The following is a 14072-nucleotide window of genomic DNA, read 5'->3' as shown; positions in this document are numbered from 1 at the left end:
GCGCCGCGTGCTCGCAGTACTGCCGAACAGCGGCCGCGCCGGCAGCCCTGACCGACACACGGCCGGGCCCTCGTCCTGACCGGGCGCTACGGCTGAGCGGTGGCCGGGCCCGCGATGACGATCGGCGGCTCGATGAAGTGGGTGTGTAGCGGTTGCCGGGGCCGAAGCCAGGGCGCGTCAGGCTCACCCCCGGGATCCGGTACCCAGTCGCGGCTGATCCGGTCCACCCCGATCGGGTGCACGGTCAGTGTGCCGTCGGGGGCGATGTGCAGGCGCAGGAAGCTCTTGGCGTCCTCGATGGCCTGTGCGGCGAACAGCTCGTTGACGTTCACGTCGAAGGCACTGGCCAGCAGCAGGTACGCCGCGACGAGCTGGGTCGCCGCCAACCCGATGACCGGCCCGTAGGCGAGCGCCGCGCCCACCAGCGGCCACGGCCACGGCCAGTCCCGGATCGGCAGCTGCAGCCACACCCAGGTACCCGCCCAGGCCAGCCCGATCTGCGCGAAGCCGTGCAGCACGCCGAGGATCCAATGTCGCGGGCGCCGTTCCGCGCTGGCGCCCGGTGGCTGGGCGAAGAGCACCGCGCCGAGCATGATGACCACCAGCATGAATACCAGCGGGATGCTGAACAGGCGCTGGATGTCGCCGCCCCGGCTCATCGCGCCCGCCAACGCCAGCATCGTCAGCGTGTGAATGATGCCGAGCATCGTCGCGAAGCCGGGATTGCGCTGCGGGATCCGGTGGAAGGCACCCCAGCCGAACCGCCTCGACTGAGCCGGCGTCGGGTAGCGCGTGACGAGGTCGTATTCCAGGCTGGGGCTGGCGCTGCGGGTGAGCGTCTCCTCCGGTGGCACGGTCAGCCGCTCCGGCAGCTGCTCGGTGCCGAGCAGATACGCCCCGCCGCCGCCGCAGGTGAACATCTCTCGTTCCACCCCGGTGTAGCGGGCGTAATGGTGCAGGTCGCCGGAGATCAGCACCCGGACCTCCGCCCCGGTCGGCGCCAGGATCGTGCGGATGAAGTAGTCCACCGCGTCGTACGCGTCCGGCTTCTGAGCCGACTTCACCCAGGTCGGCGACGGGGTCATGAGGATGATCCGGTCACCCGGCTGGACGCCACCCGCAGCCCGCTCGAAGTAGACCAGCTGCGGATCGTCGAGGTACGCACCGAACTGCTCGTCGATGGCGAACAGCCACCACCGGGCGGGCAGCCGGACCGCGAAGTACGACCGGCGTTGCAGGGTGCGCCAGCCGCCGATGTGGCCGTCCTTGCGCCGTGCGAACAGCCGCAGGAACGCGGTGAGTCCGTCGTACCAATCGTGGTTGCCCGGCAGCGCGAAGAGCGCGGGTTGCGGCCCGCGGACCGGTGCCTCCGGCAGCGCCGCCCGGTACGGCCCCTTGGTGCGGTTCTCGTAGCCGTCGCCGTTGGCCAGCGGATACACCTGGTCCCCACCCATGAGCAGCACCTGCCCCCGGGGGAGGGTGCGACCCTCGACCTGGAGGCTGGGCTGGGCCAGGAGGTACGCCACCGAGTAGGTCGCGTGGAACCCGTCACCCAGGTCGGCCACGTAGTCGAACCACAGCTCGCCGTTGGAGCCCGGCTGAGCGAAGACCTCCGCATCGAGCGCGTTCTGCAGCTCGCGCTTGTCCAGATACGCCCCGAACAGAATGGCCAACAGCGTGCGCAGTCCGGTGCTGAGCAGCAGGAGGGGTTTCAGCCAGCCGATCGGCGGCTGTGGCTTGAAGCCGAGCTGCTGCGGATCCAGGCTCGTGGGGCGGCGCGGGACGACCGGTTCGGTCGGCTGATGATCCGTCACGGATCGGACCCTACTCGGCGGGTATGACGGCGGCTGTCCGCTTCTCGCGTGTCCCTCGCACCTGCGCGTGGCGCCGAGTCGAGATGCCGTACACTGATAGGCCGTTGCCGCCTTAGCTCAGTCGGCTAGAGCGACGCACTCGTAATGCGTAGGTCGACGGTTCGATTCCGTCAGGCGGCTCCAGGAAGAAGCCCTGGTCAAGACCATCTCCGTGGATCATGGCCAGGGCTTTCCTGTACCCATCGGCGGGCTCAGCAGCCAACCGAGCAGCCATTACCTGTCGCCCCACAGCGCCGCGTTGACCCGGTCGGCCGCCTCGCGGGACACCTCCGGAGCGACGTGCCCGTAGGTGTTGAGCGTGACGCTGATCTGGGAGTGGCCCAAGATCTCCATGACCACCCGGGCCGGGACCCCCTGGGCGATCAGCACGCTGGCGGCGGTGTGCCGCAGGTCGTGAATGCGGACCTGGCGCAGACCGGCCTGACGGATCAGTTCCCGGAACGACCGGTAGTCGTTGCGGGGATGGATCGGGGTCCCGGCCCGTGTGGTGAACACCAGCGCCGGGTCGGCCCACGCGTCTGCGTCCAGCCGTTCGGCCGCCTGCCGTTCCCGGTGCCGGAGCAGTGCCGTGCGGACGGACTCCGGCAGCGGGAGGGTTCGCGTTTGGCCCAGGTGCTCGGTGTTTCGCCAGCGTCGCCTGATGCTGTACCGGTCGTGGACTCGATGTGCCGGGGCATGTCCGGATCAGAGGTGTCCGATGTCGTTGAAGCTGACCAGGGTGGGAGGCCTGTCGGCGTCGAACTGCACGATGGTCAGCCCGCAATTTTCCTGGTTGAGGCCGATCCAACGCCACGTAGGAGCGTCGAGGACGTGCCGGACGAACCAGCCGATCACGAAGTTGTGCGTAACGACCAGCTCATGCCGATCGTGGGTGTCGGTGGTGGCAAAGTGCTCGACCGCGGCCTGCAGAGCGACGGCGTTCTCGTCGCGCTCTTGGGCTGGGACTCCGTCGAGCCAGGGGAGGAAGCGTTCGGGGTACTGGACACGGTCCTCGACGGACGGAATCGGCGTGCGGTCCACTGCGTGTTCGCATGCGTGCCTCGCGACATCGGGCAGGTAAGTAGCGATCACGTCGGCGGTCTGAACGGACCGAGGAAGCGGACTGTGGTGGATCACGGCGAACGGTATGCCGACAAGTCGCTGACCGAGCCGGTCCGCCTGCCGACGTCCCAACTCCGAGAGGCCGCCATCTTCGCCGTCGTCGGCTGTTCGTGCCTGCTCGCCATGGCGGACCAAGTGCAAGATCGTGCGAGCCACCGCCTCCACTTCCCTTCGGTAGTGCCGATGATTCACAGGATCATGTCAAGCGTCAGCCGAGACACGACACAGTGTTCGGGCTCGTGTGCCACCGACGAGGATCGTTTACGCCTGGGTCGCGGTCTTCTGCTTGAGGCGTTCGTAGGGGTTTGGCCGCCGAGGCCGCCGTGGGGTCGATGGTAGTTGTAGTAGTCCTCCCACTCGCGGAGCTTGTCGTTGAAGACGTCGGCGTCGTCGATGAGGACGCCGTCGAGCATCCGGTAGAACTCTTCGGCGTCGATACGGTGGGATCGCTCCACCTTGCCGTTGAGCCGCGGGGTGCGGGGCTTGATGTACTTGTGCGCGATGCCCTTGTCGAGCACGTGCCAGTGGAATGCTGTCTGGAACTCGGCGCCATTGTCAGTCTGGATGACCTGGACGGGGAACGGCAGCCGCTGTAGGACGTAGTCGACGAACTGGATCGCGGTCTTCTGGTTGAGCTGCGGGTAGATGCGCGTGCTGCGGATCTACCCGCAGCTCAACCAGAAGACCGCGAAACTATCAGTTGGGCGGCGAAAGCCATTACTGCTAGAGCCAGAGCGATGGTGGAGAGGACGTCGACATCCTTGATGCTCACGATCACGGCTAGGGTGCCTAGGCTCGTAGCTGCGGTAACGGCTAGCCTAAGGTCAACCAGGACCATGGAACGACAGGCCCAAGCTTCCGGGGTTCGCCAATGCGCTCTGAGTTCACCTGGGCCTGACCCGCTTTGACGGACATCCACGATCAGGAGCCGGTGGGCTCCGGGAGGATGTCCAGCATCATGGAGAGCATGGGTAAGAAGCGGCCTCGGCCTCGTCGCTCGTTCACGGCGGAGTTCAAGGCCGAGATCGTCGAGTTGTGTCAGCGGGGTGACCGTACGATCCGGCAGGTCAGTCAGGATTTCGATCTGACCGAGACCGCGGTGCGGGACTGGGTTAAGCAGGCCGAACTCGACACCGGCGCCCGCAGCGACGGGCTCACCTCGGATGAACGCGCTGAGCTCGCGCAGTTGCGACGGGAGAACCGGCGGTTGCGCGAGGACGTCGACATCCTCAAGCGGGCGACGGCTTTCTTCGCGAAGGAGACCCGGTGAACGTGTACCCGTTCATCGAGGCGGAGCAGGCCGGCTCACGGAACGTCAAGCGTGCGTGCGAGCTGATGCAGGTCTCCCGATCCGCCTACTACCAGCACACCCGGGGCGAGCAGGCCGAGCGGGATCGCGTCGACCAGGCGCTGAGCAAGAAGATCACCGCCGTGTACGAGCATTCCCGAGGCACCTACGGAGCCCCGCGGGTGCACGCTGAACTCGCCGCGCAGGGGCTGCGGCACGGCCGCAAACGCGTCGCCCGGTTGATGCGCACGGCCGGGATCGCCGGCAGGTGTCCGCGTCGGTGGCGCACCACCACCATCCCGGATCCAGCCGCCCCCGCACGTCCCGACCTGGTGCACCGTGACTTCGCCGCCGACCCGACCGCGACCGACACCCGCTGGTGCGGCGACATCACCTACATCCCCACCCGGGAGGGCTGGCTGTATCTGGCCACCGTCATCGACCTGGCCTCCCGCCGGGTCGTGGGCTGGGCCGTCGCCGATCACCTGCGCACCGACCTGGTCGACGCCGCTCTATCCCACGCCCTGACCCGGCGCCGACCTGCCCATGGGCTGGTGTTTCACACCGATCGCGGCTGTCAGTACACCAGCGCCCAACACGCCCGCCTCGCCGCCCGGCACGGCGTTCGACTCTCGCACGGCCGGCGCGGGCAGTGCTGGGACAACGCAGTCGCTGAGTCGTTCTTCGCCACCATCAAGACCGAACTGCTGCACCGGCAGCCGTGGCCCACCCACACCGCGGCCCGGCAGGCGATCTTCGAATACGTGGAGGGCTGGTACAACACCCGCCGCCGGCACTCGACCCTGGGCTACCTCAGCCCCGCAGAATACGAAGCTGGCGCGATCAGTCCGCTACCAGCCAGCACGGCAGCGTGAGACCAACACATCGACCCTGTCCGTCGAAACGGGTCAAGCCCAAACCGAGCAACCTGGCCGGAGTGGCCACCGGGGGAAGCGACTACAGCGGGCGGAAGCGCGGCTGAGGTCATGGTCCGCAGGCCGGCAACTTGATGGAGGGCTCGAGCGAGGGCTTCGACATCCACCGATACGCTGGTCCTCCGTGGTCAGAGCTGGGGCTTGGGGGATGTTTGACAACGCATGCCGATCGAATGTTCGCCGAGCTTGACCGACAGCTGGAGCACGTGCGAACGCAGATCGATGCCATAGCCACTCGATCAGGCTTCCTGGTCGCAACGACCGCCGTTGCGGCGGCGGTTTTGGCTGCACGCATCCAGACTGGCAAGTTCAACGTCCAAGGGGCACTCTGGGCCCTGGGCATAGCCGGCGTCCTCGGCACGCTCACGCTGGTACCGCTGCTAGGTCCAGGCCCAAGTCCCGGTCAGCTCATGCGTTGGGCTAACGCACACGATCCCAATGCACGGACAAACGCGGTGGCTGAGCTGTACCACGCCAAGCTCATGCTGCTCGAAGGAAACAGGACCCGGTTAGCGCTCATGACGGGAACGTTCTACCTTCAAGGCATCGCTGTCGTTGTGGCGATCATCCTGTCCCTGGTGTCTACCTTGGGGAGGTAAGGATGACTGAAGAACCAAATCCGGACATAAGCGACGGCGACCGCCTGTCGACCTTTCGAACCTCGGAGCCTACGGGCGCGCGCTCGGCGCGTCGGTCATCAGTCGCCGATCTCGAATACTTTCTCAACGACGTCGAACAGGAAGGCATCGAGGACGGAGACATTCTTAAACCGGTGAGCTCGGAGCAGATTGAGCGAGCCGAGCGAGCTGTATTGCCTGGACACTGGTTGCTCGATGTTGGACCGGTGGCTTGGGGTATCCGACGGATGGCCCGCCGCATGCGCAAAGACGCGATCGACGCTTCGCTGGGTACACAGCCTGGAGTCTCAACTTCGCAACCGTCCACGGAGCATTCGACGACTACCACGGCGGAGTCCGGTGCTACGGACCAAGGATCGGGTGTGATATCTGACGAAATTGTCAACCAACCTAGTCGCGCCTTTCCGATAATCGGAATTCTGTTTGCTTGCGGCGCCATAGGTGGCATCTTCATCGGAATCTCGAAGCTAGGTTCCCAGAGGGCGATCGTGCTCACGGTGGGCGCGCTCGTGCTGGGATTCGTGGTAGCGGAGATCGTGGCCGCGATCCTGCCACTGATAATCGTTATGAAACTTGTACCCCCGGAGGATAGAAATAACCTTGCGAGCCTCCTAGCCGCTGCAGACCGTTCAAATAGGTGGAGTATCTGGCCTTCCCTCTTCCTTGCCGCCCGCAATAGACGTAGTTTGAACTATTCGGGCGCAATCCGAGGTCGGACAGACGACCGTTCCGATGCCGGCAGCCCCGGTACGAATGACCAGAGTTCTACCTAAATTGACCTCATTGAGGCGAGTTTTCGACTTACCCCAAGTCGCAACCGGTGCAGATGCGAACCCGGTGCGGCGAACTGGCGGTGAACGGCTTCCCGGGTCGCGCGCAGGTTAACGCCGACAGACGAAGTGCCTTACCAGAGACGCGCGTGGCGCCCAGCCCAGTCCAGCGTGCGAGAGCCGGTGGGAGCCAGACTGGGAGCCTACGGAGACGCGCGGGGATGGATAATCGTGGACGCCGCGGGACAGTTGCGCAGCTCACGTACCGCATAGTGCGAGGCTATCGGGTAGTTGATCTCTTTGACACGGAAGCAGTCGAGGCACGTAAGTTGATCACCGACCGCCAGTCAAAGGCACATGGGAAGAGTGCGTCACATTGAGTTGTGTTGCCGTAAGGCATGAGCCGGTTCGAGTCCGGTGCTCCGTGGCTTCGGCAGTAAGTGCCTGTCTCGCTCCTGTTTCCGCAGCTAGCGCCAATATTGGGCTGCGGAGGTGCCGACGTTTTCGACCGCGGCGCCTGGCCGAGTCTCCGCAATGTACAAGCCTGCGGCGTTGGTTCCGGGCCGCACTCCAGTCGCATGCCAAAGTTCAGCACGTCAGATGGAATGGAGTGGCTTCGTTCGTGAGAACGGGCGCCAGATGTTCGTGAGTTTGGGAGCCACCTGGACCTTCCGCACCATGGCGACTGTTCGAGAGAACTGGCGCCACTTGTCGATTACCGTTTCACCCGGTTACGTCGCCGCTGCCGTCACTCTCCGTAGAGCCGGATCGGCGCGCCCTCCATCGCAGGCATGCGAATCTCGCCAACATGGGCGACGGCGCGTGGGCTGTAGTCCAGGATTTCCTCATGGGGACAGCGGTCGTGGAACGAATCGTGGCGATGGCCGACGGGCGACAGGTTCCCGTCCGTGAAGACGGCGACCTCGACGGGGCGCCGGTCCTGTTCCACCACGGCACACCGGCTTCCCGACATGCGGCCGCACTCGTTGACGCGCCCGCCCGCAGGGCGGGCATCCGTCTGCTCTGCTTCAACCGCCCCGGGTACGGCGACGTACCGACCAGTCCACCCAGTCTCGCGTCGGTGGGGGTCGACACGATCCATATCGCCGACGCGCTTGGCATCGAGCGGTTCGCTGCAGCGGGGATCTCCGGGGGCGGGCCCTACGCCCTGGCCACAGCTCTGGCCAGCCCACATCGGGTGACGCAGGTGGCCGTCGTCGCAGGCATCGGACCATGGCGGATCATCAACCCAGACGACCCGAACGACCCTGAGCGGCAGCTACTCAGTCTCGCCGACGCCGGCCAACTCGACGCGGCCCTGGCCGGCTTCCGTGCCGAACTCGCAGCGGAGACCGGCGACCTGCTCACCCTCGACGACAAAGCCATGATCGATGCGTATCTCGACGGCGCGCCGCCCGACGACCTGCGATGGCTGGACCAGGACAAGCGGCTTCTATGGGCAGTGGACCTGCGCGAGGCGCTGAACAGCACCGACGGTTACGCGCGTGACAACGTCGCCTGGGGAGGTCGTTGGGACATCGACATCAGCGCCATCGGCTGTCCCGTACGCCTCTACTACGGGGATCAGGACCGGCTCGTGCCGGCAACGCACGGCCGGTGGCTGGCTGAACGAATCCCCCATGCCACGCTGGTGGAATATCCGGGATGCGGACACGGCACAACGAGTTTCGGCTTCTGGGACGCGATCTTCGCCGCGCTGCGGGACGCGCCGAACTGACATCCCGCTCATCCTGGTCACGCGCAGGCGAAATGGCCGGTCAAGCACCACACCTCGTCACTGCCTGTAGGCGGTCAGTCTTGGTCCGCGGCCCATGGGAGATCTCGTCCCGGGTGGCGCCGAAATTCGCGAACATCGTGTTCCATCAGGTCTCCCTGGTGCCCAAACTCAGCGACATGTGGTGCCAAGACTCGCGGACAAACCAAATGGAGCAACCGCGGCGCGCTCGCCACGCGCGGGAGTAATGTGCAGACGCTAGCCGCCGGGGCATCGAGTGTCACCGCCGCTGTGTTCCTGACAAACCGTGGGCACGGGTGACGGAGGAGGTGGTGGGGCTAGCGTGTGACCCGCTCGGGCTACGATCGGTAGGACTGGCACGCTGAGCACCACCGCCAGCACCACGTAAACTGTGCCGGCCTTCGGCATCCGCGTGGCGAATGCTACGACTGCAATTAGCGCCGGTCCGCCTACCGCTGCGCCGGCTAGCCACATCGCAGCGACCGCCTCCTGGTGGTGCAGCCCAGCCCAGTGCGCCCCACTGTCCGACTGCTCATCGGCCCACATCGCCATTCCGATGCCGAACCACCACCACGCCAAGGCCAGCGTCGCCAGTACCCATCCGACCGTCAACAGTGCAACAGCTGGCACCGAGCTCCGTTGGGCGACCGATGAATTCGTCATGCAGCGACGCTATGGCTCTCAGGGGCCGCCGCCATGAGCTCTGATACTCAGAGATAGCTACTAGCTCGGACAGCGACGGGCACGGACGAGAGCTGCCGCCGCGGCACGACGAACGATCTCCCGAGAGGTCACCCGATGAGATTGATCAGGTCGGCGTCTGCGGCGAGGGAGTCGTCCGGGTTGACGGGCCAGGCGTCGAGGGCGGGCTCGCTGAGTAGTTGGTGGACGAGCTCCGATGTACCACCGACCAGCGTGGAGTCGAAGTCGATCTCGGTGGCGACGCACCAGGCCTGGTCGGCGGGCCAGAACAAGTTCGGTGACTGCGGTATGAACCAGTCCGGACGTGGGTGAAATCCGAGCTGCTGGGCAGCGTGCAGCGGGCCGGTGAACAGGATGTAGCTCCGGTAGTCGTGGTGTACCCGCGCGGGTATTCCGTCGGGGAGCCAGCCGTGGCCTTCCCAGAGGCTGAAGTAGCAGGTCTCCGGGGTGGCGGTGTGCGGGGCGAGGGCGCCGCAGAGGGTTGCGAGCGTCGGGGGATCCAGTTCGCCGCGCCTGGGATTGTCGCCGGGCCACAGCGAGCCGATCATGTCGAGGGAGTCGGGGGAGCCGACCAGGGCGTGCCATTGCATGGTGGGGTGCGCTTGGCGGCCGGTCGCTGCGGCGACGGTGGACCAGGTGACCTGCTGGCCGGCGTCGTTTTCGGCGGGGTGGCAGATGCGTACGTAGGCGGCGTAGCCCTGGGGGACGTGGCGGGTTACGGCACCGAAGGCTCTGCTGAGACGCGGCTTGATCCACGACGCGGCTGCGACGTCGTCGTCGCTTGCCAGCTTCAGGTCGGCAGTCTCCACCAGGTCAGCATGGTGGCCCGTGGGCTGCTGTGTGACCTACTGAGTGACAATCACCGAAGACGCCGACGGAGTGCTCACGGCTCCAGGGAGGGCCGGGGCGGCGCTGCGTGGCTGGACGGAGATACGGTCATCCAGTGACCTCTGTCGGTGAAAGGTGCCCGGCGCGGGTGGAGCTGGATGACCGCCAGTTCAGATGGCTGGATACCCGGCCCTACGCCGCGCACGTGGTCAGGCGTCAACATGACTGTCATCTCGACGTTGGGCACGACGACCCGCACGGCTCCCTCGGTCAGCAAGGGGTGGCACCGAGTGGTGGGTGCGCTGGACCCTGAGCGCCTCGGAGATCCGCGAAGTCAACATCTGCCCAGCCGCTCTGTCGGAGGTGGACGAGCTGGGCAACGAGACCATCTGCTTGTTGTTCGCGGGGCACCCCGGACGGCACTCGTACGAAATCGAAGGCGGTTAACCAAGATCGCGGGACGTCCCACGTGCCAGATCCGTGCCAGATGGGCCGGTCGCGGAGGGGGGTGGCGGTGACTCCCGGGAAGCGGACCTACATCCGCGCCGGTGAGAGCGCTGCAGGTTGACGATCTTGGCCGAGCGCCCCCTGGCAGTGTGGGACTCGGCCATGACAGCAACGCTGACAGCAACCACGCCGAGCTGCGCCGGGGTCGCCGTCGCTGCTCATGGCCGTGGGAAGTGGCAGGCGAAGTGCCTGGCTAAGCTGGCGGCGACGAGTGATCCGCGAGGTACGCCAGTACGCCGGTGTACGGGATCCGGCGCAGACGGCCGATCATGACGCTGCGAAGATCGCCTGTTCGGATCAGGTCGTAAACCGTGGTGCGACCCACCTTCAGCATCTCGGCCGCTTCCTCGACCGTGAGTACAACCGGATGCTCTTGGGCTGGCATTGGCCCGGCCGCTTCACCGACACGCTCTGGCGTCGCGGGATGGGCGAGCAGAGCGGCGAGTCTCAGCCGCTGGTCGAGCGTCAATGAAGACGCTGAGCGTGCAAGCCGCTGGATGAACCGGTCAACCTCATCTGTGTCCATCTCCGGGAAGCTACGTTAGGCGCCCGATCACGCATCAATGCAGCGTCGGGCCCGATGAACCGCGGGATGATCAGTCTTCGGGTGGGCTTGACCCGTTTCGACGGACAGGGTCGATGTGTTGGTCTCACGCTGCCGTGCTGGCTGGTAGCGGACTGATCGCGCCAGCTTCGTATTCTGCGGGGCTGAGGTAGCCCAGGGTCGAGTGCCGGCGGCGGGTGTTGTACCAGCCCTCCACGTATTCGAAGATCGCCTGCCGGGCCGCGGTGTGGGTGGGCCACGGCTGCCGGTGCAGCAGTTCGGTCTTGATGGTGGCGAAGAACGACTCAGCGACTGCGTTGTCCCAGCACTGCCCGCGCCGGCCGTGCGAGAGTCGAACGCCGTGCCGGGCGGCGAGGCGGGCGTGTTGGGCGCTGGTGTACTGACAGCCGCGATCGGTGTGAAACACCAGCCCATGGGCAGGTCGGCGCCGGGTCAGGGCGTGGGATAGAGCGGCGTCGACCAGGTCGGTGCGCAGGTGATCGGCGACGGCCCAGCCCACGACCCGGCGGGAGGCCAGGTCGATGACGGTGGCCAGATACAGCCAGCCCTCCCGGGTGGGGATGTAGGTGATGTCGCCGCACCAGCGGGTGTCGGTCGCGGTCGGGTCGGCGGCGAAGTCACGGTGCACCAGGTCGGGACGTGCGGGGGCGGCTGGATCCGGGATGGTGGTGGTGCGCCACCGACGCGGACACCTGCCGGCGATCCCGGCCGTGCGCATCAACCGGGCGACGCGTTTGCGGCCGTGCCGCAGCCCCTGCGCGGCGAGTTCAGCGTGCACCCGCGGGGCTCCGTAGGTGCCTCGGGAATGCTCGTACACGGCGGTGATCTTCTTGCTCAGCGCCTGGTCGACGCGATCCCGCTCGGCCTGCTCGCCCCGGGTGTGCTGGTAGTAGGCGGATCGGGAGACCTGCATCAGCTCGCACGCACGCTTGACGTTCCGTGAGCCGGCCTGCTCCGCCTCGATGAACGGGTACACGTTCACCGGGTCTCCTTCGCGAAGAAAGCCGTCGCCCGCTTGAGGATGTCGACGTCCTCGCGCAACCGCCGGTTCTCCCGTCGCAACTGCGCGAGCTCAGCGCGTTCATCCGAGGTGAGCCCGTCGCTGCGGGCGCCGGTGTCGAGTTCGGCCTGCTTAACCCAGTCCCGCACCGCGGTCTCGGTCAGATCGAAATCCTGACTGACCTGCCGGATCGTACGGTCACCCCGCTGACACAACTCGACGATCTCGGCCTTGAACTCCGCCGTGAACGAGCGACGAGGCCGAGGCCGCTTCTTACCCATGCTCTCCATGATGCTGGACATCCTCCCGGAGCCCACCGGCTCCTGATCGTGGATGTCCGTCAAAGCGGGTCAGGCCCAGGGCGCGCACCTCTGACCATCTGTACCAAGACAATTAGCTGTTTGCTTGCACTCGCATGTGGTACTGATCTTCTTACGCTGAGTGCTTCCAAGTACGGGGGAGCACATGAGACACAGGATTGGCGCCGGACTGTCGGCTACCGCCCTACTTGCGGCCACGCTCGGCCTCTCGGGACAGCCTGCTCAGGCAGCGGCAGCTGGAGGATGGCCCGAAGTCGGGTACGACCCCGGGCACTCCTACTACAACCCGAACGAGTCTCTCATCAACGCCAGCACGCTCAAGAAGGTGAAGATGCGCTGGCAGGTCACCCCGACGCCGCCATCTGACGACTGCCCCTTCGCCCCGGTGCAGGTTGGACCTGTGGTCGCGGGTGGCTTAACGCTGACGCAGGACTACAAGGGTTTGGTCGCGCGCGACTCCGTCACCGGCCAACAGGTATGGAAGACCGACGACTACATCCCGGATCGCACCGCGCACAACGTGCTCGTGGCTGGAAATACCGTCATAGTCACAGCAACGGAACGGGAATGTGGAATCGAAGGGGGCGAGTCAGACGGGCAGATCGAGGCATATGACTTGATGAGCGGGGCGCATCTGTGGCACGCCGAGGATGACACCGACGCTAACACCGTCACGGTCATCGACGGCGTAGTTGTCGTCGGCGGCGACAACTACGCCACCGATCCCCTGGTCACGGCGTACCGGCTGAGTGACGGCGTAGGGGTGTGGTCAGACGGTACCAACTCCGACGGTGCCCGCACGCTGGTCTCGACGATTCCCATCAACGGTGGGGTCTTGGTCAATCACTACGGCCATGAAATCGTTCTCAAGGACGTACACACCGGTCAGGAGCGGAGCAGTTGGCCGATGACATGGCAGCCCCTCGCTGCGACCCCGACCGGCGACATTGTCTTCGTCGGTGATAGCAGCGACTGGACGCTCAAGGCGGTTCGCGCGTCGGACCAGAGGGTGTTGTGGTCCATGGATAGGGTCAGTAACCGGGTCGCGACGGACGGCCGGCGGCTGTACATGGGCATCGGTTCCAACCTCGAGGCGTACGATTCCGCGACCGGAAGGCTGCTGTGGTCCGTTAAACTTGGCGGCCGCACCGGCCAGCCTCTCCGCGCGGGTGGCCTGATCTATGTCTCCGTTGCCGGCAAGCCCGTCGCAATTCGCAACGCCTCGAATGGGGCCAAGGTCAGGGCAAGCACCGCCCTGGCCAGCGTCAAGCACGTGGAGGCTGTAGGCGGCGGCCATGTCTACGCGACGATAGGTACGAGCTGGATCGGCGTATACGCGCCATGAGGTGTCAGGTGTCCGCGTAGCACTGCGTCCCATCCTTGGAGCAGCCAGCAAAGCAGCCAAGCCGCCGGACCGGTTCGAACGTCCCAGGACGACAGGGGTGAGGTCGGCGCACCTGCACGGGTGTGACTTCAGTGCCGGTGATGACTCGTAATGCGTGGGTCGTCGGTTCGATTCCGACAGGCGGCTCTATGAGAAAGTGGTTGTGACCAGGCGTTCGGCTTTCAAGCCGAACGCCTGGTCTGCGTTTGAGGTGAGGCGCAAGGGACGCTGCCAGCCCGAGGTGAGCCCGGCCGTCGGGCGGTGGACTTGCCGGGGTACGAGTTGGGCCGCTGCTTCGGCGGCTGCGCGACTCTGCGGACATCGGAAGGCATGAGTGCCTTGTCCGAGAAGAGCGTCGTGGGCGAGGCCGCCAGTCGCCCGGGACGAACGGATGCGCGCCGAGA

13 protein-coding genes and 1 tRNA gene are annotated in these 14072 nt (G+C 65.9%); 6 read left to right on the top strand and 8 right to left on the bottom strand.

Going from position 1 to position 14072, the window contains the following annotated elements; translation table 11 throughout:
- Window positions 1-86 precede the first annotated feature (86 nt).
- Window positions 87-1814 (bottom strand): metallophosphoesterase, encoded by a 1728-nt coding sequence (locus tag ACMCNN_RS28000; RefSeq protein ID WP_412743478.1) that lies wholly within the window; start codon window positions 1812-1814, stop codon window positions 87-89.
- Between the two features lie 106 nt (window positions 1815-1920).
- On the opposite strand from ACMCNN_RS28000, the gene ACMCNN_RS27995 reads away from it, so the two are divergent.
- Window positions 1921-1997, top strand: a tRNA-Thr gene (locus ACMCNN_RS27995).
- A 90-nt stretch (window positions 1998-2087) separates the two neighbouring features.
- Here the strand turns inward: ACMCNN_RS27995 and ACMCNN_RS27990 are convergent.
- The 3 genes from ACMCNN_RS27990 to ACMCNN_RS27980 form a co-directional block, all read right to left on the bottom strand.
- Window positions 2088-2486 carry a tyrosine-type recombinase/integrase gene (locus tag ACMCNN_RS27990; protein WP_412747296.1) on the bottom strand — a complete coding sequence of 133 codons (399 nt, stop codon included), beginning with the start codon at window positions 2484-2486 and terminating at the stop codon, window positions 2088-2090.
- Between the two features lie 72 nt (window positions 2487-2558).
- Window positions 2559-3131 (bottom strand): histidine phosphatase family protein, encoded by a 573-nt coding sequence (locus ACMCNN_RS27985; protein WP_412743477.1) that lies wholly within the window; start codon window positions 3129-3131, stop codon window positions 2559-2561.
- A gap of 32 nt (window positions 3132-3163) precedes the next feature.
- Entirely contained in the window at window positions 3164-3493 is a 330-nt protein-coding gene (locus ACMCNN_RS27980; RefSeq protein WP_412743476.1) for an integrase core domain-containing protein, read from the bottom strand.
- A gap of 449 nt (window positions 3494-3942) precedes the next feature.
- Here ACMCNN_RS27980 and ACMCNN_RS27975 point away from each other — a divergent pair, with 449 nt between their 5' ends.
- From ACMCNN_RS27975 to ACMCNN_RS27960, 4 genes are all read left to right on the top strand, one after another.
- Entirely contained in the window at window positions 3943-4245 is a 303-nt protein-coding gene (locus tag ACMCNN_RS27975) for a transposase (RefSeq protein ID WP_412743470.1), read from the top strand.
- On the top strand, window positions 4242-5138 hold the full coding sequence (locus ACMCNN_RS27970; protein WP_412743471.1) for an IS3 family transposase: 897 nt from the start codon (window positions 4242-4244) through the stop codon (window positions 5136-5138). Before ACMCNN_RS27975 ends, ACMCNN_RS27970 begins: the two co-directional genes overlap by 4 nt.
- 233 nt (window positions 5139-5371) lie before the next feature.
- Window positions 5372-5797 (top strand): hypothetical protein, encoded by a 426-nt coding sequence (locus tag ACMCNN_RS27965; protein ID WP_412743475.1) that lies wholly within the window; start codon window positions 5372-5374, stop codon window positions 5795-5797.
- 1617 nt (window positions 5798-7414) lie between these two features.
- Window positions 7415-8344 carry an alpha/beta fold hydrolase gene (locus ACMCNN_RS27960; RefSeq protein ID WP_412743474.1) on the top strand — a complete coding sequence of 310 codons (930 nt, stop codon included), beginning with the start codon at window positions 7415-7417 and terminating at the stop codon, window positions 8342-8344.
- Window positions 8345-9153: 809 nt separating this feature from the next.
- On the opposite strand, the gene ACMCNN_RS27955 is transcribed toward ACMCNN_RS27960, so the two are convergent.
- The 4 genes from ACMCNN_RS27955 to ACMCNN_RS27940 all read right to left on the bottom strand — a co-directional run bounded on the left by ACMCNN_RS27955 (window position 9154) and on the right by ACMCNN_RS27940 (window position 12245).
- Entirely contained in the window at window positions 9154-9873 is a 720-nt protein-coding gene (locus ACMCNN_RS27955; RefSeq protein WP_412743473.1) for a hypothetical protein, read from the bottom strand.
- Between the two features lie 719 nt (window positions 9874-10592).
- The gene (locus tag ACMCNN_RS27950; protein ID WP_412743472.1) at window positions 10593-10925 is read right to left on the bottom strand and encodes a helix-turn-helix domain-containing protein; all 333 of its coding nucleotides are present in this window, start codon (window positions 10923-10925) and stop codon (window positions 10593-10595) included.
- 124 nt (window positions 10926-11049) lie between these two features.
- Window positions 11050-11946 (bottom strand): IS3 family transposase, encoded by an 897-nt coding sequence (locus ACMCNN_RS27945; protein WP_412743471.1) that lies wholly within the window; start codon window positions 11944-11946, stop codon window positions 11050-11052.
- Window positions 11943-12245, bottom strand: coding sequence for a transposase (locus ACMCNN_RS27940; RefSeq protein WP_412743470.1), 303 nt, complete (start codon window positions 12243-12245; stop codon window positions 11943-11945). Before ACMCNN_RS27940 ends, ACMCNN_RS27945 begins: the two co-directional genes overlap by 4 nt.
- 184 nt (window positions 12246-12429) lie before the next feature.
- Here ACMCNN_RS27940 and ACMCNN_RS27935 point away from each other — a divergent pair, with 184 nt between their 5' ends.
- Entirely contained in the window at window positions 12430-13629 is a 1200-nt protein-coding gene (locus ACMCNN_RS27935; protein ID WP_412743469.1) for a PQQ-binding-like beta-propeller repeat protein, read from the top strand.
- Window positions 13630-14072 lie beyond the last annotated feature (443 nt).

The sequence above is a fragment of the Krasilnikovia sp. MM14-A1004 genome (assembly GCF_047159485.1).
Taxonomy (GTDB): Bacteria; Actinomycetota; Actinomycetes; order Mycobacteriales; family Micromonosporaceae; genus Actinoplanes.
Note: the sequence above shows the minus strand (reverse complement) of the source record. Positions and strands in the feature narration are given on the sequence as shown.